Origin of the sequence: Luteimonas abyssi (genome assembly GCF_001482195.1) — a bacterium.
Classification (GTDB): Bacteria; Pseudomonadota; Gammaproteobacteria; order Xanthomonadales; family Xanthomonadaceae; genus Luteimonas; species Luteimonas abyssi.
The window spans coordinates 2,302,105-2,322,190 of the sequence record NZ_KQ759763.1 but is presented as its reverse complement, the minus strand read 5'-3'; the positions used below and the strand labels follow the sequence as shown (position 1 = coordinate 2,322,190).

Genomic DNA, 20,086 nt, shown 5'->3' with positions numbered 1-20,086 from the left:
ATGCCGACAGCGACCACAATAACTACCAAAGGAAGCATTGGTCATGTACGCAGTTATCGTCACTGGCGGTAAGCAATACCGCGTGATGTCGGGCGAGACGCTCCGCGTCGAGAAGCTCGACATCGAAGCCGGCAACGAGGTCACGTTCGACAACGTGCTCATGCTCGGCGACGGCGAAGGTGTGACCCTCGGCGACGCCCTCAAGGGTGCCACCGTCGCGGCCACCGTCAAGGCCCACGGCCGCGCCGACAAGATCCGCATCATCAAGTTCCGCCGCCGCAAGCACCACATGAAGCGCCAGGGTCACCGGCAGCATTACACCGAAATCGAGATCACCGGCATCAACGCCGGCGACAAGAAGTAAGGAGCAGCAGTCATGGCACACAAGAAGGGCGTAGGTTCCTCGCGCAACGGCCGCGACTCCAACCCGAAGTACCTCGGCGTCAAGATCTTCGGCGGCCAGGCCATCGAGGCCGGCAACATCATCGTCCGCCAGCGCGGCACCCAGTTCCATCCGGGTCCGGGCGTGGGCCTGGGCCGCGACCACACGCTGTTCGCGTTGGTCGACGGCAAGGTCGAGTTCGCGGTCAAGGGTCCGAAGAAGCGTCGCACCGTGAGCGTCGTCGACGCGGCCTGATCCGCGCGATGCAGTTCCGGAAAAGCCCCGCTCCGGCGGGGCTTTTCTTTGGTCCTTCGCCGGGTCGTTCGGCCCGCGGGCGGCGCGGGTTGCGTCGGTTTCTTTGGGACGCCGCGCCCAGGCGGCCGGGCATCGCTCTTCCCTCGACAGGGCATCCTGCCCTGACTCGGGCGCGCGCCGTCCATGGCGCGCTGGACGCGATACCCGGCCGCCTGGACGCGGCTCACCTCGACGTCCATGGCGACGCTTCGGTCGTCAGCGGCAACAGAGACCGCGCCAGTGATTGGCCGACGCGGCGTCGGGGCCGGGGTATGCGGAGAGCAGGCTATGGATGGTCTGCGGCGGCGAGTCAGCCATGGATGGCCGACCGAGACGAGGAGCATGCCCCGGTCTCGGCGCCGTACCTGCCGAAGCCCACGCGCTCACCTGCTGTCATCCCGAGCGTCCGCGTTTGAGGGAAGCACCTTTTCTTTTTCGTGTTCAGCCACGGAGCCCGATCCGAAATCGGGCACCGGTTTGTCGCGACACATATGCCGGCGGCCGCATGCGCGGGCCGGTTAGACTGGCCGCCGCGCGCGGGACCATTCGCGCTCCATCCGTTTCACGCGCCACCCCACCGTCCATTACACATCGAGCACCCAGGTCATGAAACTCGTCGACGAAGCCGAAATCACCGTCACCGCCGGCCGGGGTGGCAACGGCTGCATCGGATTCCGGCGCGAGAAGTTCATCCCGCTCGGCGGCCCGGACGGCGGCGATGGCGGCAACGGTGGCAGCGTCTGGCTGCAGGCCGACGAGAACCTCAACACCCTGGTCGACTTCCGCCACGAGACGCGCTTCCACGCGCAGCGCGGCGAGAACGGCATGGGCCGGCAGATGTACGGCAAGGGCGGCGAGGACCTCGTCGTCACCGTGCCGGTCGGCACCGTGGTGATCAACGTCGGCACCGACGAGACCATCGGCGATCTCACCGCGCACGGTCAGCGCCTGTTGGTGGCGCAGGGCGGCCGCGGCGGACTGGGCAACATGCACTTCAAGAGCTCGGTCAACCGTGCGCCGCGCAAGGCGACCCCGGGCGAGGAGGGCGAGGAGCGCCTGCTGCGGCTGGAGCTGAAGCTGCTGGCCGATGTCGGCCTGCTGGGCTTCCCCAACGCCGGCAAGAGCACCCTGATCCGCGCGGTGTCGGCGGCGACGCCGAAGGTCGCGGACTATCCGTTCACCACGCTCTATCCGAACCTCGGCGTGGTCAGCACCGAGCCGCATCGCAGTTTCGTGGTGGCCGACATCCCGGGGTTGATCGAGGGTGCGGCCGACGGTGCCGGCCTGGGGGCGTTGTTCCTGCGTCATATCCAGCGCACGCGCCTGCTGCTGCATCTCACCGAGATCCAGCCGCTCGATGGCAGCGACCCGGTCGACCAGGTGCGTGCGATCGAGCGCGAACTGGGCAAGTTCGATGCCGGCCTGCTCGACAAGCCGCGCTGGCTGCTGATCAACAAGGCCGACCTGATGCCGGCCGACGATGCGCAGGCCGAGGCGCGGCGCATCGTCGAGGCGCTGGGCTGGCAGGCGCCGTGGTTCCTGATTTCGGGTCTGGCCCACGAGGGCACCCGTGACGTGATGCGCCGGGTGCAGGCGGAGATCGACGAGCAGGCGCGCCTGGCGGCGGAAGCGGCGGATGCCGAGGGCGTCTGAGGCGCGGGAGAGGCGCATCTTGCTTCTCCCGAACGCGGGAGCAGGTGCCTGCAAGGCGGATGAGGTGCTGTTCGCGCCGTGCCGCGCGTCGGGGCCCTCACCCCAACCCCTCTCCCGCAGGCAGGAGAGGGGCGATGGTGCTGGATCGCTTCCCTTCTCCCGCTCGCGGGAGAAGGTGCCCGCAGGGCGGATGAGGGCGCTGTTCGAGCGACGCCGCACGCCGCGGCCCTCACCCCAACTCCTCTCCCGCGGGCGGCAGGGGGGCAAGCGTGCCGCGCAGGCGCTGGCAGGATTGCAGGTGCCGGCGCTGTGCGGGCGCGGGGTGTCTTGGGTCGGTTGTCCGGGCACAAAAAACCCGGCCGGAGCCGGGTTTCTCGCGACACCTGGGCGACCGACCTCAGGCAGCCTTGAGCGCCTTGATGCGGGCGGTCAGGCGGCTCTTGTGACGGGCGGCCTTGTTCTTGTGGATCAGGCCACGGGCACTGAAACGGTCGAGGATCGGCTGGGCGGCGTTGAACGCCTCCTGTGCGGCCGATGCGTCGTTGGCGTCGAGGGCCTTGATGACCTTCTTGACGTAGGTGCGCAGCATGGAACGCTGGCTGGCGTTGCGCTGGTTGCGCACGACGGTTTGCTTGGCGCGCTTCTTTGCGGACTTGATGTTGGCCACGATGGAATCCTGGAAACTGGGAGTGACGGAGGCTGGGGTGTCGGCGCCCGGAAGCGTCCGGCGCTCTTGACAAACGAGCCGGAAATTATGGGGGGTCAACGCGTGCGGGTCAACCTGGGGCGACGTCAAGGGCGCGAGAACGCGAGCGATGGCGCCGCTACCCGTTCAGGTTGCAGCCTCGCGGTATGGGGGCAGCACGCATGAGCACGCCCGAACCCGGCGCCGACTCGACGCCATCCACACGGACTGGTGCGTCCTCCGGCCGGCGCGGCCTGCTGCGTTCGACCGCGGTCTTCAGCGGCATGACCTTGCTGTCCCGGATCGCAGGCTTCGCCCGCGACATGCTGCAGGCGACCCTGTTCGGCACCGGTGGTGCGATGAGCGCCTTCATCGTCGCCTACCGTGTGCCGAATTTCCTGCGCCGGGTGTTCGCGGAGGGCTCGATGGCGATGGCGTTCGTGCCCGTGCTCAACGAGATCAAGGAGCGCGGCGATCGCGCGGCGCTGAAATCCTTCGTCGACCACATGGCCGGTGCGCTGTGCGCGGTGGTGTTGATGGTCTGTGCGCTCGGCATGCTGGCCGCGCCGTGGATCGCGCGCCTGTTCGCACCCGGCTGGGCGGAGCAGCCGGAGTTGCTGGCGCAGACCGCGCAGATGTTGCGAATCACATTCCCCTATCTGCTGTTCATCTCGATGATGTCGTTGGCGGCGTCGATCCTGAACAGTCATGGCCGGTTCGGGCTGCCGGCGTTCACTCCGGTCCTGCACAACCTCACCATGATCGCCGCGATGGTGTGGCTGGCGCCGCGCTTCGACGTGCCGCCGGAAGGCCTGGCCTGGGGTGTGCTGATCGCCGGAGTGCTGCAGCTGGCGCTGCTGTGGCCGTCGCTGGGGCGGTTGGGGCTGCGACCCCGGTTGCGCCCGGGGTTCTCGCATCCGGAAGTGCGCAAGGTCGGGCGGCTGATGCTGCCGACGCTGTTTTCGTCCTCGGTGGCGCAGATCAACCTGATCGTCGGGACCGCGTTCGCCTCGATGCTGGCGGCCGGCAGTGTGGACTGGCTGTACTACTCGGACCGCCTGATCGAATTTCCGCTGGGCCTGTTCGGCGTCGCCCTGGGCACGGTGATCCTGCCGCATCTGTCGCGCCGGCATGCCGCCGAAGATGTCGCCGGTTACAACGCCTCGCTCGACTGGGGGTTGCGCATGGCCTTGCTGGCCGGTGTGCCGGCCGGTCTGGGCCTGCTGCTGCTGGCGGAACCGATCACCGCGACCGTCTTCAACTACGGCCAGTTCACCGCGTTCGATACCCGCATGGCGGCGGTCAGCCTGAGCGCCATGAGCCTCGGCGTACCGGCCTTCATGCTGACCAAGGTGCTGGCGCCGGCCTTCTTCGCCCGCCAGGACACGAAGACCCCGATGCGCGCGGCGATATGGACGGTGGTCGCCAACATCGTGCTGACGGTCGCGATCACCACGCCGCTGTGGCTGGGCGCCGTGGACGGCGCCCACGGCGGCATCGCGCTGGCGACCGCGCTGGCCGGGATGCTCAATGCGGTCCTGTTGTGGCGCGCGCTGCGGCGTTCCGGCCTGTACCGCCCGGAGGCGGGCTGGGCGCGGTTCCTGCTGCAGATGGGCGCGGCGAGCCTGGTCATGAGTGCGGTGGTGCTGGCGGTGCGGTACGGCATCGGGGCGTGGACGGCGATCGATGGGCCGCTGGCACGCATCGGCTGGCTGGGTGTGTCGATCGCGGCAGGGGCGGTCTGCTATCTGCTGACGCTGGCGCTGTTCGGGCTTCGGCCCCGGCACCTGCGGCATTGAGCGGTCGGCGCCTGTGGAGGGTGCGCGCCCGATCTCCAGGGTGCGTCCGGCGCAGGAAGGCGGCGCGCCGCCTCGGGACCGCGGGCAGGCCTTATACTGCCGGGCTCTTATGAGCAGGCTATTTCGCGACGTCGACGGCGGCCCGGTGTGTCCGGGCGGCAGCGTGGTCTGCATCGGCGCTTTCGACGGCCTGCACCCGGGTCATCGCGCGCTGGTGCGGCAGGCCGTCGCGCGTGCCCGCGATTTCGGCGTGGCGCCGGTCGCATTGAGTTTCGAGCCGTTGCCGCGCGAGTTCTTCGGCGCCGACCTGCCGCCGCCGCGATTGATGTTGCCGCGGGCGAGGGCCGAGGGACTGCTGGCGCTGGGCGCGTCCACCGTGGGACTGCTGCGCTTCGACGCCGCGATGGCGGCGATGAGCGCGGAGGATTTCGTGCGCGAGGTCCTGGTCGGCCGGCTCGGCGCGCGCGAGGTCTGGGTGGGTCCAGGTTTCCGCTTCGGTCACCGTCGTGGCGGCGATCTCGCCCTGTTGCAGGACATGGGCCGCACGCTGGGCTTCGGTGCCGGCGAGATCGCACCGCTGCTGCACGAGGGCGAGCGGGTGTCGAGCACGGCGATCCGGCAGGCCCTGAGGGCGGGCGACTTCGCTCATGCCGCGCGGCTGCTCGGACGCCCGTATTCGATTTCCGGGCGTGTGGTGCACGGGCGCCAGCTGGGGCGTACGCTCGGCTATCCCACCGCCAACCTGCGCTTCGGCGGCAAGGTGCCGGCGTTGCGCGGCATCTATGCGACCTGGGTCCACGGCGTCGGGAATGCGCCGCGTGCGTCGGTGTCGAGTTTCGGCACCCGGCCCACGGTCGATGGCGTCGAACCGTTGCTCGAGGCGCACCTGTTCGACTTCGACGGCGACCTCTACGGGCGCCGGATCGAGGTCGAGTTCGTCGCCCGACTGCGCGACGAGGAAAAGTTTCCCGATCTGGACAGTCTGGTCGTGCAGATGGATCGCGATGCCGCACAGGCGCGCGCGCTGCTGACCCGTCCCCCGCTGGCCCGACCCCTGATGTCCGCCGACGATGTCGCGGGCGGCCCCTCCCACACCGAAACGCCATGAAGGTCACTGCGTGAGCGCCGACGCCAACCGCTACAAAGCCACCATCCATCTGCCTGCGACGGAGTTTCCGATGCGTGGCGACCTGCCCAAGCGCGAGCCGAAGATGCTGGCGCGCTGGGAAGAGGAGGGGCTGTACCAGCGCATTCGCGAGGCGGCACGCGGTCGCCCGCAATGGGTGCTGCACGATGGTCCGCCTTACGCCAACGGCGCGATCCACATCGGGCACGCGGTGAACAAGGTGCTCAAGGACATGGTGGTGAAGTCGAAGCTGCTGTCCGGCTTCGATGCTCCCTACGTGCCGGGCTGGGACTGCCATGGCCTGCCGATCGAACACGCGGTGGAGAAGAAGCACGGCAAAGTGGGCGAGAAACTCGACGCCGAGGCGTTCCGTGCGAAGTGCCGCGAGTACGCGGCCGAGCAGATCGATCTGCAGCGCGCCGGCTTCCGGCGCCTGGGCGTGACCGGCGACTGGGACAATCCCTACCGCACGATGACCTTCCGCTATGAAGCCGACATGCTGCGTGCGCTCGCGAAGATCGTCGAGCGCGGACACGTCGCGCGCGGGTTCAAGCCGGTGCACTGGTGTTTCGATTGCCAGTCGGCGCTGGCCGAGGCCGAGATCGAGTATCAGGACAAGCAGTCGCCCGCGGTCGACGTGGCCTATCTGGCGGTGGACTCCGCGGGTCTGGCCGGTCGTTTCGGTGCCGCGCTGCCCGATGGGGCCCTGGTGGCGGTGCCGATCTGGACGACCACGCCGTGGACGCTGCCGGCGTCGCTGGCCGTATCGTTGGGCGCGGAGATCGATTACGTGCTGGTGGAAGGCCCGCAGCGCGATGGCCGTCCGCAGTGGCTGGTGATCGCCGAAGCGCTGGCCGAGCGGACCCTGGCGCGCTACGGCGTGGAGGCGACGACGGTGCTCGGTCGCGAGCGCGGCGCCGCGCTCGAAGGGCTGACCCTCCGGCACCCGTTCTACGACGACCGCGAGATCCCCCTGCTGCTCGGCGAACACGTCTCCGACGAGGACGGCACCGGCGCCGTGCACACCGCGCCGGGCCACGGCCAGGAAGATTTCGTGGTGTCGCAACGCTACGGCCTGGTCGAGAAGACGCCGGCGAACGTGCTCAATCCGGTCGATGGTCGCGGCCTGTATCTGCCGTCCACGCCGCCGATCGACGACACCACGCTGGCCGGCGTGCACCTGTGGAAGGCCAACCCGTTGATCGTCGAAGGCCTGCGCGCGCGGGGCGCGCTGCTTGCGCACGCGACCATCACCCACAGCTACCCGCATTGCTGGCGCCACAAGACGCCGGTGGTGTTCCGCGCCACGCCGCAGTGGTTCATCTCGATGACGCAGGCGCACCTGCGCCGCGATGCGCTCAAGGCGATCCAAGGCGTGCGTTGGGTGCCCGAATGGGGGCAGGCGCGCATCGCCGGCATGGTGGACGGACGTCCCGATTGGACGATCTCGCGGCAACGCTTCTGGGGCGTGCCGATCGCACTGTTCATCGATCGCGAGACGCACGAGCCCCACCCGCGTTCCGCCGAGCTGATGCGTCAGGTCGCCGAGCGTGTGGAGCGCGACGGCGTCGACGCGTGGTACGCGCTGGATGTCGCCGAACTGCTCGGCGACGAGGCCGGCCGCTACCAGAAGGTCAACGACATCCTCGATGTCTGGTTCGATTCCGGCGTCAGCCACGAGTGCGTGCTCGCGCAGCGGCCCGAAGACGGCCTGCGCAAGCCGGCCGACCTGTATCTGGAAGGCTCCGACCAGCATCGCGGCTGGTTCCAGTCCTCGCTGCTGTCGGGGGTGGCGATGGACGGCGTGGCGCCGTACCGGCAGGTGCTGACCCACGGCTTCACCGTCGATGCCGACGGACGCAAGATGTCGAAATCGCTGGGCAACGTGATCGCCCCGCAGCAGGTGATGGATGCCATGGGCGCGGATGTCCTGCGTCTGTGGATCGCGGCCGCGGACTACCGCAACGAGATGTCGGTGTCCGACGAGATCCTCAAGCGCAGCGCCGACGCCTACCGTCGCATCCGCAATACCGCGCGCTTCCTGCTCGGCAATCTGCATGGGTTCGAGCCGGCCACCCACCTGCGTCCGCTCGAGGACATGGTCGCGCTGGACCGCTGGATCGTGCATCGCGCCCACCAGTTGCAGGCGCGCATCGTGGATGCGTACGCGCGCTACGACTTCCCGGAAATCGTGCAGGCGTTGTCGAACTTCTGCAGCGTCGACCTCGGCTCGCTGTACCTCGACGTCACCAAGGACCGGCTGTACACCATGCCCGAGGATTCGCGCGGACGCCGCAGCGCGCAGAGCGCGATGTACCGCATCGCCGAGGCTTTCGTGCGCTGGATCGCGCCGATCCTGACCTTCACCGCCGATGAGATGTGGCGCCACCTGCCGGCGCAGACCGTCGATGGCGTGAGACCCGACCATGTGCTGTTCGGCACCTGGTACGAGGGATTGGCGCCGTTGCCGGCCGACGCGCCGTTGTCCGAAGCCGATTTCGAGCGACTGCTGGCGCTGCGCGAGCACGTCGCCAAGGTGCTCGAGCCGATGCGTGCCAGCGGCGAGATCGGTGCCGCACTTGAAGCCGAGATCGAGCTGCGCGCCGGCGTGTCGGACCAGATCCGGGTTGCGCCGTTCATCGACGAACTGCGTTTCTTCCTCATCAGCGGCGACGTGACCGTGGTCGACGCGGACGAGGAAACCGACGGCCTGCGCGTGGTGGCGCGTGCGACGGAGAAGAAGAAGTGCGTGCGCTGCTGGCAACACCGCGCCGACGTGGGTGCGCATGTCGCGCATCCGGAGCTGTGTGGGCGCTGCATCGACAACATCGACGGCGCGGGCGAAGACCGGCACTGGTTCTGAAGCCCCATCGCGGCGCCGGTGACGCCGGCGTCGCGGCCGCCCTGCGGGCGGATCGCCCAGAATAGACACGTGACGACGGCGCTCCAGGGCCGTCCAGCCCGGCCGACCGGCCACCAGCCCACCGCGGATCCCTTCGATGACATCCCTGCGCCCCAAACCGAACGCCCTGATCTGGTTGCTGCTGTCGGCGCTCGTGATCGGTCTCGACCAGCTCACCAAGTGGTGGGTGCTGACCAGCCTGCCCGAGTACACCGCGATCCCGGTGATCGAGGGCTTCTGGAACTGGTACCGCACCTACAACACCGGCGCGGCGTTCAGCTTCCTCGCCAACGCGGGCGGCTGGCAGAAATGGTTCTTCACCGTGCTGGCGATCGGCATCAGCGGCCTGCTGGCGTTCTGGCTGTCGCGCACGCCCCGTGCGGACTGGAGGACCGCGTTGCCGTTCGCGCTGGTGGTGGGCGGTGCGCTGGGCAACGTGATCGACCGGCAGATCCACGGCCATGTGGTGGACTTCATCCAGTGGCACTGGCGCGTTTACTACTGGCCGGCGTTCAACATCGCCGACATGGCGGTGGTGGGGGGCGCGATCGGGATCGCGGTGTTCGGGATTTTCCAGGGCGAGAAGAAGGCCGGGTGAGGCGTTTCTCCTCCTCCCGTTGCCGGAGGAGGCGCCCCAGGCAGGTCGTGACCAGGCGCCTTCTCCTGTGTGCGGGAGAAAGGGGCCCCGGGCATGTCGTGACCAAACCCCTTCTCCCTCAGGCGGGAGAAGGTGCCCCGCAGGGGCGGATGAGGGCGTTTTTCTAAGCACCGCCTCGCGTCGCTTCCCTCACCCCAACCCCTCTCCCGTGAACGGGAGAGGGGCGATCGTGCCGGGCGGGCGCCGACACCCTGCCTGCGCTTCAGCCTGAAAGGTCGCGGCTTCGTTAGAATCCGGGGGTCATGAACATCATTCTCGCCAATCCCCGCGGCTTCTGCGCCGGTGTCGACCGCGCCATCGAGATCGTCAACCGCGCCATCGAGGTGCTCGGCGCGCCGATCTACGTCCGTCACGAAGTGGTGCACAACCGTTACGTGGTCGACGACCTGCGCGCGCGCGGTGCGATCTTCGTCGAAGAACTCGACGAGGTGCCCGACGGCAACACGGTGATCTTCAGTGCGCACGGCGTCTCCCAGGCGGTGCGTGCCGAGGCCGGACGCCGTGGCCTGAACGTGTTCGATGCGACCTGTCCGTTGGTGACCAAGGTGCATTTCGAGGTCGCGCGCCACTGCCGCGCCGGGCGCGACGTGGTGCTGATCGGCCACGCCGGTCATCCGGAGGTCGAAGGCACGATGGGGCAGTGGCGGGATGCCGGCGCCGGCGAAATCTACCTGGTCGAGGACGAAGCGGACGTGGCCGCGCTGGACGTGGGGCAACCGGAAAACCTGGCCTACACCACGCAGACCACGCTGTCGGTCGACGATACGCAGGCGGTGATCGCCGCGCTGCGGGCCAAGTTCCCGGCCATCCAGGGGCCGAAGAACGACGACATTTGCTACGCCACCCAGAATCGCCAGGATGCGGTACGCGATCTGGCGCAGCAGTGCGACTTGGTGCTGGTGGTGGGCTCGCCGAACAGTTCCAATTCCAACCGTCTGCGCGAACTGGCCGAGCGCGACGGCGTGGAGGCGCATCTGATCGACGGTGCCGACGAGATCGACCCGGCCTGGGTCGTCGGGCGGACCCGTGTGGGCGTGACCGCGGGCGCTTCGGCGCCGGACATCCTGATCGAGGGGGTGGTCGCGCGTCTGCGCGCGCTGGGGGGCGGCGATGTCCGCGAGCTCGACGGCCAGCCCGAGAACATGGTGTTCGCGTTGCCCAAGGAGCTTCGGGTCCAACTGGTCGATTGACGCGGCTCCGGGCGAAATCTAGAATCCGTTCCCTTGGCGCACCGTGGTGCGTGTCTTCCGTGCCGGAATAGCTCAGTTGGTAGAGCGGCGCATTCGTAATGCGTAGGTCGTAGGTTCGATTCCTATTTCCGGCACCATTTTCCCCGCATCGCATCGCATCGCATCGCCGCTCCGCGCGCGCGGGACATCCGCGGCATACTCGCGTGCATGGATCTATCCGTGTCGCCCCCCGTTGAGAATCATGGGCCGCTCGCATCCCGCGACGATCTCGTCGAGCTTCGGCGACGCTTCGCCGAGACCGGACGGGTGGTCGTCGGCAACATCCTCGCCGACGCCTATGCGCAGGCGCTGCGCGCCGAACTCCTGGCCTGGCCGCGCTGGGCGCTGGTCGCCCGCATCGACGGACGTCACTACGACTTCGATGTCGCCGAATTCGAGCGGTTGCCGGTGGCGCGGCGTGCGGAACTGGACGCATTGATCCTCGCCGAAGCGGGTCGGGGGATGCAGTACCGATACGAGCGTCACCCCCTGTACGACCTCGACTACGACGCCGGTCCCTTGCCCCCCGCCCTGGCCGGATTCCGGGAGCTGCTGCAGCGCGGCGCTTTCCTCGCGCTGGCGCGAGCGATCACAGGACAGGCCGCGATCGCGTTCGGCGACGGGCAGATGACCCGTTATCGCCGCGGCCACTTCCTGACCCGTCACGACGACGCCCATCCGACCAAGCGCCGGGTCGCGGCCTACGTGCTCGGCCTGACCCCCGACTGGGGTGCGGACCAAGGCGGACAGCTGCAGTTCCTCGACGAGGCGGGGCGGGTCGAAGATACGGTGGTGCCTGGCTTCAACACGCTGACGCTGTTCCGCGTGCCGCGTCCGCACCTCGTCGGCGCGGTGGCGCCGTTCGTCGAGACCAGCCGGTTGTCGGTGACGGGCTGGTTACGCGAGGCCTGACCGTCATCGATCGGCCATCCGGCTTTCACCATTTCTAAGCAGGCCGCTCGGCAAAGTGTCGCCTCCTTCGGAGGACGTGGCATGGACCAGAACAGCATCGACATCTTCATCACTCGCAACGTGGACGGCTACATCGTGGCCCCCGCGGGGACGCGACTTCCGGAGGATGCGATGGATGCGCTCGGCGGTGTGGTCCACGGCTGGACCCAGCAGGTGGGCGAGGCGATCCACCTGCCGGGCTGGCGGGGCGTGCGCAGCGATCTCGACGCCTGCGGTTACAGCGTACTGTCCGATGAGGATTTCGCCGCATTGCTGTTGCCGCCGAGGGAGCTGGCACCGCCCCCGGTGCCGGTCTACTTCGGCCCCGGTCCGGCCGCCGTCGCGGCCTGACGCGGCAGGCATCCCGTTCACCAGCCCAGGACGACGTCCCGAATTCACAGCGCAGGCGAAGCCGGCGGGGCGGTGCCGAGAGATCCTCGGCAGGCGCGCTGCGATACAGCCGGCGACCTGCTCGAACGCGTCGCACCCCGGGTTCAGCCGCGATACCTTCGGCTCCGGTGATTTCCACCGCGTCGACGCAGCCATCGGCGCCGAAGGCGAACACGCAGACGAAATGCCCGACGTCGTCCATAGGCGTCGTCTCGCACGTTGCGACCCGGGGCGGCTACCCTGTGCGCCTGCTCACCGCCGCCGTCCGCCATGACCCGTCCCGCTGCCGCGCCCAAGGCCGGTCGACCACGCACCGCGTATGTCTGCACCGAGTGCGGCGCCGACCACAACAAGTGGCAGGGGCAATGCGCCGGATGCGGCGCCTGGAACACACTCGCGGAGTTCGTCGTCGAGCCGGCCACGAAGGGGGCGGCCGGTCCCGCCACGCGCCGCGCCGGGTGGGCCGGCAAAGCCGAGGCGCCGAAGATCACCGCGCTCAAGGAGGTCCGCCATATCGAGGACGCGCGGGTGTCCACCGGCATCGGCGAGCTCGATCGGGTGTTGGGTGGCGGCCTGGTGGAGGGTGCGGTGGTGCTGGTGGGCGGCGATCCCGGCATCGGCAAGTCGACCTTGCTGCTGCAGGCGGTGGCGAAGATGTCGGCCACGTTCCCGGCACTGTATGTGACCGGCGAGGAATCGCTGGGCCAGGTCGCCGGGCGCGCCGCGCGTCTCGATCTGCCGCTCGACGGCCTGCAGGGTCTGGCCGAAACCGGCGTGGAGACCATCCTGCAACATGCCGCCGGCATGCGCCCGAAGCTGATCGTGGCCGATTCCGTGCAGACCCTGTGGACCGAGACCCTGACCGCGGCACCGGGTTCGGTCAGCCAGGTGCGCGAGAGCGCGGCGCGGCTGGTGCGCTATGCGAAGGAAACCGGCACCGCGGTGTTTCTGGTCGGCCACGTCACCAAGGAAGGCGGCATCGCCGGTCCGCGGGTGCTCGAACACATGGTCGACGCGGTGCTGTACTTCGAGGGCGAGAGCGGCAGCCGCTTCCGGGTGCTGCGCGCGTTCAAGAACCGCTTCGGCGCGGTCAACGAGCTCGGTGTCTTCGCGATGGGGGACAAGGGCCTGAAGGAAGTGCCGAATCCATCGGCGATTTTCCTGTCGGGCGGCAGCACGCGGCAACCGGGCAGCTGCGTGATGGTGACCCGCGAGGGCACGCGTCCGTTGCTGGTGGAAGTGCAGGCGCTGGTCGACAGTTCACCCCTGTCGAATCCGCGCCGGGTCGCGGTTGGTCTGGAGGGCAATCGCCTGGCGATGCTGCTGGCGGTCCTGCACCGGCACGGCGGCATCGCCGTCGGCGACCAGGACGTGTTCGTGAACGTGGTGGGCGGCATCCGCGTGCAGGAGACCGCGGCGGATCTGCCGGTGCTGCTGGCGGTGCTGTCGTCCCTGCAGGACCGGCCGCTGGCCGAGAAGACGATCGCATTCGGCGAGGTCGGCCTGTCCGGCGAAATCCGGCCGGTGCCCAACGGCGAGGAACGCCTGCGCGAGGCGGCCACGCACGGGTTCAAGCGCGCGATCGTGCCCAAGGCCAACGCACCGAAGGCCGGTACCTTGAAGGGTCTGGACGTCATCGCGGTGGAACGTCTGGCCGACGCGCTCGAAGCCTGCATCTGACCGCTGCGAGCACCGTGGCGTGGCTCCCGTCGCGGGCGGGTGGTGGCGTGGTGACGCATCCCACGTATCGCAGTCGTTGGCTCAATGTCCGCCCGAGGCGGCCCCGCCCATCTTGGCCGCGAACGGCGGACGCGTCACCCAGACGAAGGCGATCACCACCAGGAACAGGATGCCGATCAGGTGGAAGATCTCGTTGAAGCCGATCTGCGCGGCCTGCTGCGCGATCATCCGGTCGAGCATCATCGCGCCGCGCTGCAGGTCGCCATTGCCCAGCGCGGTCACGGTCTGCTGCATGGCGGGATCGTGCGCGGGGATATGCTCGGTCAGTTGCGCATGGTGGATGGTGCTGCGCTGGTTCCAGGCCCAGGTCGTGAGCGACGCCGCGAAGCTGCCGCCCAGCGTACGGACGAACGTGGCCAGGCCGGAGCCTGCGGCGATCTCGTGCGGCTCCAGATCCGAGAGCAGGATGGTCAGCACCGGCATGAAGAACAGCGCCACGCCGAGGCCCTGCCAGAGTTGGATCATCGCGATGTGCTGGAAGTCGACCTCCAGGTTGAAGCCCGAGCGGATGAAGCTGGTGAACGCCATCACCACGAAGGCGAAGCTGGCGAGGATGCGCAGGTCGAAGCGGGTGGCGTACTTGCCCACCAGCGGGGTCAGCAGCACCGGCAGGATGCCGATCGGCGCGGTGGCGAAGCCCGCCCAGATCGGCGTGTAGCCGAGGTTGCGTTGCAGCCACAGCGGCACCAGCAGGCCGACGGCGAAGAACGCCGAGTAGCCCAGCACCATCGCGATGGTGCCGAACGCGAAGTTGCGATGCCGGAACAGCCGCAGGTTGACGATGGGGTCCTTCTCGGTGAGCTCCCAGATCAGGAATACGGCCAAGCCCAGGACCGAGGCGATCGCCAACCACACGATCTTCGTGGAGTTGAACCAGTCCTCGTCGTTGCCGAGGTCGAGCAGGGTCTGCAGCGCGCCCACGCCGATGATCAGGGTGATCAGGCCGACGTAGTCCATCTTCGGCCGTTCGAGTTTCTCCGGGCGCCCGCGCAGTTGGTTGGCGACCACGACGCTCGCGAAGATGCCGATCGGCACGTTGATGAAGAAAATCCATTCCCAGCTGTAGTTGTCGGTGATCCAGCCGCCCAGGATCGGGCCGCAGATCGGCGCGACCACGGTCACCATCGCCAGCAGCGCGATCGCCTGGCCGCGCTTGTGCGGGGGATAGATCGAGATCAACAGCGCCTGGGTGACCGGGTACATCGGTCCGGCGACGAAACCCTGCAGTGCGCGGGCGGCCACCAGCGAACCCATGCTGGTCGCCAGCCCGCACAGCAGCGACGCGACGACGAAGGCGAACGTCGCCCAGATGAACAACTTGCGCTCGCCGAACCGGCGGACCATGAAGCCGGTCAGCGGCAGCGCGATGGCGTTGCTGACCGCGAACGACGTGATCACCCAGGTCGCCTGATTCGCGCTCGCGCCGAGGTTGCCGGCGATGGTGGGCAGCGAGACGTTGGCGATGGTGATGTCGAGCACCTGCATGAACGATGCCAGCGCGAGGCCGATCGTCGTCAACGCCAGGTTGGGCGGACGGAACGCGGTGGGCGCGGCCGGCGGGGACGCATCCGACGGGGCAGCGGTGGTCGTGGACATCGTGGCCTCGGGTCCGGCGGGCGGCTCAGCGGCGGGCGGTGGCGTCGGTGGCGGGCGGCAGGTTGTGCTCGATGGTGCGTGCGATCAGCGCGTCGGCCTGGGCGAGTTGCCGGGCGTAGGCGTCGGTGGACAGCAGCGGGGCGGCCCGCGCCGGCTCGGCCAGGGCCAGCACCGGGCCGTCCTGGTCGCGCACGGACACGTCCACGTGCATGCTCAGGCCCAGCCGCAGCGGATGCTCGGCCAACTGCGCGGGATCGAGTTCGATCCGCACCGGCACGCGCTGCACGATCTTGATCCAGTTGCCGCTGGCGTTCTGTGCCGGCAGCAGCGAGAACGCGCTGCCGGTGCCCATGCCCAGGCTGGCCACGGTGCCGGTGTAGCGGACCCGGCCGCCGTACAGGTCCGCGCGCACCTCGACCGGCTGGCCGATGCGCATGTCGGTGAGCTGGGTTTCCTTGAAGTTGGCTTCCACCCACACCTGTTCCAGCGGCACGATCGTCATCAGCGTGGTGCCCGGCTGCACGCGCTGGCCCAACTGCACCTCGCGGCGGGCGACGTGGCCCGACACCGGCGCGACGATCGCCATGCGCTGCAGCTCGAGCCAGGCCTGGCGCACCTGCGCCGCTGCGGCCTGCACCTGCGGCTGGCCGGCGATCTCGGTCGCGTCCACCAGCGCACGGCTGCGCGACAGCTCGCCCTGCGACGCCGAGAGCGCCGCTTCGGCGCCGGCGAGCATGTCGCGCGCGTGCGCCAGTTCCTCGCCCGACACCGCGCCGCCGGCCACCAGGCCCTCGCGGCGGCGTACGTCCTCGCGCGCCTGGCGCACCGCGACGCGACGCGCGGCCAGTTCGGCCTGGCCGGCGTCCACGCTGCTGTACAGACCACGCACCTGGCGCACGGTGCCGGCGAGGTTCGCGACCGCCTGGTCGTAGGCCACCTGGGCATCGTTGGGATCCAGGTGAGCCAGGGCCTGGCCGGCCTCCACGCGCATGCCTTCGTCGGCGTCGATCGAGACCACCGTGCCCATCGCCTGCGGCACGATGCTCACCACGTTGCCCTGCACGTAGGCGTCGTCGGTGTCCTGGTGCCAGCGCGCGACCAGCAGGTACCACGCGGCCCAGCCGATGCCGGCCGCCAGTGCGACGGTGGCGAGGATGGTGAGCGCGCGGCGGCGCCTGCCGTTGCCGGCGGGTGCGGTCGGCGATGCGCCTGCCGCGGCGGTGGCATCCGGACTGGGCGTGGCGGTGGCGGCGGACGCGGCGCGGTCGTCGCGGGAGGGCGTGGTGTCGGGTCCGGTTTCGGAGGTCATGGCGTGGTCGCCCCGGCGAGGTCGTGCGTGGAAGGAGGAGGTGCGGGCAGTGCGAGGCCGCCGCCGAGCGCGCGGTCGAGATCGACCGACGCGCCCAGCCGCTGCGCGCGCAGCGATGCCAGCTGTTGCTCGAGTTCGAACAGCGGTCGTTGCGCGGCCAGCACGTCGAGCTGGGTGCCGAGGCCGGCGCGGTAGCGGGTCTCGGCCAGGCCGAAGGCCTGGCGTGCGGCGTCGGCCGCATCGGTGACGGTGTCGATGCGGGCATCGAACGCGCGCGTGGCCTGCAGCGCATCGGCGACCTCACGCAGGGCGTCGACCAGAGTCTGGTCGTAGGCGGCCACGGCCAGGTCGTACTCGGCATCGCGCTGGGCGAGGCCTGCGCGCAGGCGGCCGCCGTCGAAGATCGGCAGGCTGATCGCAGGGCCGCCGAAAGCGAGCGCGGCATCGCTGCCGAACAGGTCGGCGAGGCTGCCGGCGGCCAGGCCCGCCAGCGCGGCGAGATTCACGCTGGGCTTGAACGCGGCCTGCGCCGCGTCCACGCCGCGTGCGGCCGCCTCCACCCGCCAGCGTGCGGCGACGACGTCGGCGCGGCGGCCGAGCAGTTCGCTGGGCAGCACGGCGGGGATTGCAGGCGCCGGCGCGTTCAACACCCGGGGGCGGGCGATGTCGAGGCCGCGGTCGGGTCCCTGACCGAGCAATGCCGCCAACGCGTTGCGCAAGGCGTCGATCTGCTGCCGGGCGGCCTGTGCCTGTTGGCGGGCGATGCCGATCGTGGTCTCGGCGTTGCGCACCTGCAGCTGGTTGTCGAGGCCGGCCTGCACGCGCTGCAGGCCGAGGTCGCGCAGTGCGGTGGCGCGCGCCTGTTCGCGTTCGGCGACGTCCTGCGCGTCGAAGGCCTCGGCCAGGGCGATGTAGGTGCGGGTGACGTTCGCCGACAGGGCCAGCCGCGCCGCCTGCGCGTCCACCTCGGCGGCACGCGCCTCGCCGGCGGCGGCCTCGAACGCCGCGCGTCGGCCGCCCCACAGGTCGGGCGCCCAGGCGAACTGGAGGGTGAGGATGCCGCTGGCGTTGAAGTCGCCGCCGATCGGTTCCGGTGCCAGGGTCGCGGGCAGGCGCACGCCGCTGAGCCGGGCGCTGGCGTCCAGGGTGGGGCGGCGTGCGGCATCGGCCAGACCGGCCTGGGCACGGGCGTTGCGCGTGCGCGCATCGGCGGCGGCCAGGGTCGGGCTCTCGCGCAGCGCCTCGGCGACGAGGGCATCGAGCTGCGGGTCGCCGAAGGCGGTCCAGCCGGCGCCGCGCGGGAAGTCCGCGGCGCTGAACGCCGGCACGCCGAGGCTGCGTGCGCTGGCGAGGCCGTCGGCGTCGGCCGGTGCCAGCTGCGGCGTCAGCCCGCCGGTGCTGGCGCAGCCGGCCAGCGACAGGGCCGCCGCGAGCAGCGTGGCGATCGGCAACGCGGTCGCGCGCGCCCGGCGCGGGGCGCGTGTCTGCGGGTAGGACATGGTCATCGTCCGGGAAAGGAGAGGTTGTCGCGTGCCTGTTCGAGCAGACGGATCAGCTGCTGGCGCTCGGCATCGTCCATGCCGGCCATCGCGCGCTCGCGCACGCGGTTGCCGCACTGGTCGATGTCGCGCCAGATGGCCTGGCCGGCGTCGGTGAGGTCGATCCGCACGGCGCGACGGTCGCCGGGGTCAGCGTGGCGGGCGACCAGCCCGCGGGCGACCAGCTTGTCGATCAGCCGGGTCATCGCGCCGGGGTTGAGTTCCGCGGCACGGGCGAGATCGGTGGCGCTGGTGGTGCCCAGGGCGAGCTTCTTCAGGGTGACGTACTGACTGAAGCTGAGTTCGTGTCCGGCCTGGCTCAGTTCGTCGGCCATCCGCGCCCACATCGCGTCGCGCACCTGCCGGAACAGCAGGCCGAGGGTGGAGCCGCTGGAAGACGCGCAGGGGCGGGAGCTGTCCATGGCGGCGCATCTTCCTCGCCTCCGCAATTGTTGTCAAGGCAAGTATTTGCGCGGCAAGCATGCGTTCAGGCGCCGGCGCCGTGTCGCGCCGGTCACTGCCGGTCAGGTGCGCTGGAGGACGAGTTCGAGTACGAACTTGCTGCCGAAGAAGGCCAGCACCAGCAGGGCCATCGCGGTCAGGGTCCAGCCGACCGCGGAGGTGCCGCGCCAGCCGTAGCGCCAGCGGCCGAACAGCAGCGCGCCGAACACCAGCCACGACAGCACGCTCAGCACGCTCTTGTGGATGAGGTGCTGGGCGAAGAAGTCGTGCACGAACAGGACGCCGGTGAGCAGGGTGGCGGTCAGCAGGACGAAGCCGACGGCGATGCTGCGGAACACCAGGGCTTCGAGTTCGGTCAACGGCGGCAGGGCGCGCAGCCAGCGGTGGTATTCGCGCCGGCGCAGGGCGCGTTCCTGCATCCACAGCAGCACCGCCAGCAGCGCGGCGATGGCGAGGGTGGCGTAGGCGAGCAGGGCGAACCATGCGTGCAGTTGCAGGCGCCAGTCGAGCCCTTCGGCGCTGCGGTGGCCGGTGCCGGCGTAGGCGAGCAGCGAGACGGCGGCGAGCGGGAACACCAGTACACCGAGCGCGGCCATGCGTCCGCGGATGCCGAACAGCAGGGTGAGCAGGGACATGCCCAGGCCGACCAGGGAGAGGGCGGCGAAGAAGTGCAGGTCGGCGCCGCCGATGTCGCGCCAGGCGAGGAGGTGGTGGATGCCGTGGGCGAACGCCGCGCCCATCGCCGGCAGTGCCCAGGTCGCGCCGGCGGTCGGCGCGTCGCGGGCGACGGTGCGCACCAGCAGGCCGGCCGCCGCGACGTAGAGCAGGGAGGCGATGAGAACGATTGTCATCGATGCAGTGTCGCACAGCTTCGGCGCGGCTCGTGCCTGGTTGGACGGTGAGCGCGACGGCGAAAGCGAAGGCGAGGGCTTCGCCGGGTGTCGCAGCGACCTGACGGGCGCCGCCGTAACCGGTGGTTTCCTCGCACGATGTTCCCGGGCACGGTCATATGACGCTTCGCTTCAACGCGCAGCGACCTGACGGGCCCCGCCGGGACCGGTGGCCTCCTCGCGCGAATGTCCCCCGGCCACCGCCATGCGGCGGCGGCCTCCTCGTTGATTTCGCCGAGAAGGCCACCGGTCCCGACGGGGCGTCGGCTTGCGGAACGTTCGGAAAAGCGGTGCTCCGATCCCCTTGCGGCGCTCGTGTCTCCGAAAGACCGCGAGCCTCGGAAGCGCCGGGGCCCGCCCCCGGATGAGACATCCGGGGAGGTGGTGGCCGGATGGCGGTCGCCTGGGGACATCCGCATTCGGGGGCAGGCGCCCCGACGCCACCGCGTCTTACGGCGCGGTGTGCGCGAACGGGGCCGAGA

Annotated in this window: 17 protein-coding genes and 1 tRNA gene; 12 read left to right on the top strand and 6 right to left on the bottom strand. The window is 69.7% G+C overall.

The features are described 5' to 3' along the window. Positions 1 to 43 precede the first annotated feature (43 nt). The 3 genes from rplU (at position 44) to cgtA (ending at position 2,329) form a co-directional block, all read left to right on the top strand. A complete protein-coding gene (gene rplU, locus RG19_RS09785; protein ID WP_058835111.1) occupies positions 44 to 364 on the top strand; it encodes a 50S ribosomal protein L21 in 321 nt (106 codons plus the stop codon). Positions 365 to 376: 12 nt separating this feature from the next. Next, the gene (rpmA, locus tag RG19_RS09780) at positions 377 to 637 is read left to right on the top strand and encodes a 50S ribosomal protein L27 (RefSeq protein WP_058835110.1); all 261 of its coding nucleotides are present in this window, start codon (positions 377 to 379) and stop codon (positions 635 to 637) included. Positions 638 to 1,282: 645 nt separating this feature from the next. Next, positions 1,283 to 2,329: an Obg family GTPase CgtA gene (cgtA, locus tag RG19_RS09775; RefSeq protein WP_058835109.1), complete on the top strand. Its 1,047-nt coding sequence runs from the start codon at positions 1,283 to 1,285 to the stop codon at positions 2,327 to 2,329. A gap of 397 nt (positions 2,330 to 2,726) precedes the next feature. On the opposite strand, the gene rpsT is transcribed toward cgtA, so the two are convergent. After that, the gene (gene rpsT, locus RG19_RS09770; RefSeq protein ID WP_058835108.1) at positions 2,727 to 2,996 is read right to left on the bottom strand and encodes a 30S ribosomal protein S20; all 270 of its coding nucleotides are present in this window, start codon (positions 2,994 to 2,996) and stop codon (positions 2,727 to 2,729) included. Between the two features lie 200 nt (positions 2,997 to 3,196). On the opposite strand from rpsT, the gene murJ reads away from it, so the two are divergent. From murJ to radA, 9 genes are all read left to right on the top strand, one after another. After that, positions 3,197 to 4,813, top strand: coding sequence for a murein biosynthesis integral membrane protein MurJ (murJ, locus tag RG19_RS09765; RefSeq protein WP_082672594.1), 1,617 nt, complete (start codon positions 3,197 to 3,199; stop codon positions 4,811 to 4,813). A gap of 109 nt (positions 4,814 to 4,922) precedes the next feature. Further along, on the top strand, positions 4,923 to 5,921 hold the full coding sequence (locus tag RG19_RS09760) for a bifunctional riboflavin kinase/FAD synthetase (protein ID WP_082672593.1): 999 nt from the start codon (positions 4,923 to 4,925) through the stop codon (positions 5,919 to 5,921). 70 nt (positions 5,922 to 5,991) lie between these two features. Beyond that, positions 5,992 to 8,802: an isoleucine--tRNA ligase gene (ileS, locus tag RG19_RS09755; protein ID WP_058836531.1), complete on the top strand. Its 2,811-nt coding sequence runs from the start codon at positions 5,992 to 5,994 to the stop codon at positions 8,800 to 8,802. A gap of 136 nt (positions 8,803 to 8,938) precedes the next feature. Then, positions 8,939 to 9,439 carry a signal peptidase II gene (gene lspA, locus RG19_RS09750; RefSeq protein WP_058835107.1) on the top strand — a complete coding sequence of 167 codons (501 nt, stop codon included), beginning with the start codon at positions 8,939 to 8,941 and terminating at the stop codon, positions 9,437 to 9,439. A 302-nt stretch (positions 9,440 to 9,741) separates the two neighbouring features. Continuing rightward, entirely contained in the window at positions 9,742 to 10,689 is a 948-nt protein-coding gene (ispH, locus tag RG19_RS09745) for a 4-hydroxy-3-methylbut-2-enyl diphosphate reductase (RefSeq protein WP_058835106.1), read from the top strand. Positions 10,690 to 10,750: 61 nt separating this feature from the next. After that, a tRNA-Thr gene (locus RG19_RS09740) sits at positions 10,751 to 10,826 on the top strand. 82 nt (positions 10,827 to 10,908) lie between these two features. Further along, positions 10,909 to 11,640: a 2OG-Fe(II) oxygenase gene (locus RG19_RS17250; RefSeq protein ID WP_162267065.1), complete on the top strand. Its 732-nt coding sequence runs from the start codon at positions 10,909 to 10,911 to the stop codon at positions 11,638 to 11,640. 81 nt (positions 11,641 to 11,721) lie between these two features. Continuing rightward, positions 11,722 to 12,030 carry a hypothetical protein gene (locus RG19_RS09735; RefSeq protein ID WP_058835105.1) on the top strand — a complete coding sequence of 103 codons (309 nt, stop codon included), beginning with the start codon at positions 11,722 to 11,724 and terminating at the stop codon, positions 12,028 to 12,030. Between the two features lie 309 nt (positions 12,031 to 12,339). Beyond that, positions 12,340 to 13,749: a DNA repair protein RadA gene (radA, locus tag RG19_RS09730; protein WP_058835104.1), complete on the top strand. Its 1,410-nt coding sequence runs from the start codon at positions 12,340 to 12,342 to the stop codon at positions 13,747 to 13,749. An 81-nt stretch (positions 13,750 to 13,830) separates the two neighbouring features. Here the strand turns inward: radA and RG19_RS09725 are convergent, their stop codons facing one another. The 5 genes from RG19_RS09725 to RG19_RS09705 form a co-directional block, all read right to left on the bottom strand. Beyond that, the gene (locus RG19_RS09725) at positions 13,831 to 15,405 is read right to left on the bottom strand and encodes a DHA2 family efflux MFS transporter permease subunit (RefSeq protein ID WP_058835103.1); all 1,575 of its coding nucleotides are present in this window, start codon (positions 15,403 to 15,405) and stop codon (positions 13,831 to 13,833) included. A gap of 25 nt (positions 15,406 to 15,430) precedes the next feature. After that, the gene (locus tag RG19_RS09720; RefSeq protein WP_082672590.1) at positions 15,431 to 16,714 is read right to left on the bottom strand and encodes an HlyD/EmrA/EmrK family protein; all 1,284 of its coding nucleotides are present in this window, start codon (positions 16,712 to 16,714) and stop codon (positions 15,431 to 15,433) included. Continuing rightward, the gene (locus RG19_RS09715; protein ID WP_058835102.1) at positions 16,711 to 18,213 is read right to left on the bottom strand and encodes an efflux transporter outer membrane subunit; all 1,503 of its coding nucleotides are present in this window, start codon (positions 18,211 to 18,213) and stop codon (positions 16,711 to 16,713) included. The genes RG19_RS09720 and RG19_RS09715 overlap by 4 nt, the downstream gene beginning before the upstream one ends. Before the next feature lie 2 nt (positions 18,214 to 18,215). Continuing rightward, positions 18,216 to 18,674, bottom strand: a complete 459-nt coding sequence (locus tag RG19_RS09710) for a MarR family winged helix-turn-helix transcriptional regulator (RefSeq protein WP_058835101.1) — start codon at positions 18,672 to 18,674, stop codon at positions 18,216 to 18,218. Between the two features lie 102 nt (positions 18,675 to 18,776). Further along, entirely contained in the window at positions 18,777 to 19,565 is a 789-nt protein-coding gene (locus RG19_RS09705; RefSeq protein ID WP_058835100.1) for a cytochrome C assembly family protein, read from the bottom strand. Positions 19,566 to 20,086 lie beyond the last annotated feature (521 nt).

Bases quoted from the DNA above. Each gene is read 5' to 3' on its own strand.
- rplU (WP_058835111.1), top strand. From the start codon at position 44: ATGTACGCAGTTATCGTCACTGGCGGTAAGCAATACCGCGTGATGTCG.
- rpmA (WP_058835110.1), top strand. From the start codon at position 377: ATGGCACACAAGAAGGGCGTAGGTTCCTCGCGCAACGGCCGCGACTCC.
- cgtA (WP_058835109.1), top strand. From the start codon at position 1,283: ATGAAACTCGTCGACGAAGCCGAAATCACCGTCACCGCCGGCCGGGGT.
- murJ (WP_082672594.1), top strand. From the start codon at position 3,197: ATGAGCACGCCCGAACCCGGCGCCGACTCGACGCCATCCACACGGACT.
- RG19_RS09760 (WP_082672593.1), top strand. From the start codon at position 4,923: ATGAGCAGGCTATTTCGCGACGTCGACGGCGGCCCGGTGTGTCCGGGC.
- ileS (WP_058836531.1), top strand. From the start codon at position 5,992: ATGCGTGGCGACCTGCCCAAGCGCGAGCCGAAGATGCTGGCGCGCTGG.
- lspA (WP_058835107.1), top strand. From the start codon at position 8,939: ATGACATCCCTGCGCCCCAAACCGAACGCCCTGATCTGGTTGCTGCTG.
- ispH (WP_058835106.1), top strand. From the start codon at position 9,742: ATGAACATCATTCTCGCCAATCCCCGCGGCTTCTGCGCCGGTGTCGAC.
- RG19_RS09735 (WP_058835105.1), top strand. From the start codon at position 11,722: ATGGACCAGAACAGCATCGACATCTTCATCACTCGCAACGTGGACGGC.
- radA (WP_058835104.1), top strand. From the start codon at position 12,340: ATGACCCGTCCCGCTGCCGCGCCCAAGGCCGGTCGACCACGCACCGCG.
- RG19_RS09725 (WP_058835103.1), bottom strand. From the start codon at position 15,405: ATGTCCACGACCACCGCTGCCCCGTCGGATGCGTCCCCGCCGGCCGCG.
- RG19_RS09720 (WP_082672590.1), bottom strand. From the start codon at position 16,714: ATGACCTCCGAAACCGGACCCGACACCACGCCCTCCCGCGACGACCGC.
- RG19_RS09715 (WP_058835102.1), bottom strand. From the start codon at position 18,213: ATGTCCTACCCGCAGACACGCGCCCCGCGCCGGGCGCGCGCGACCGCG.
- RG19_RS09710 (WP_058835101.1), bottom strand. From the start codon at position 18,674: ATGGACAGCTCCCGCCCCTGCGCGTCTTCCAGCGGCTCCACCCTCGGC.
- RG19_RS09705 (WP_058835100.1), bottom strand. From the start codon at position 19,565: ATGACAATCGTTCTCATCGCCTCCCTGCTCTACGTCGCGGCGGCCGGC.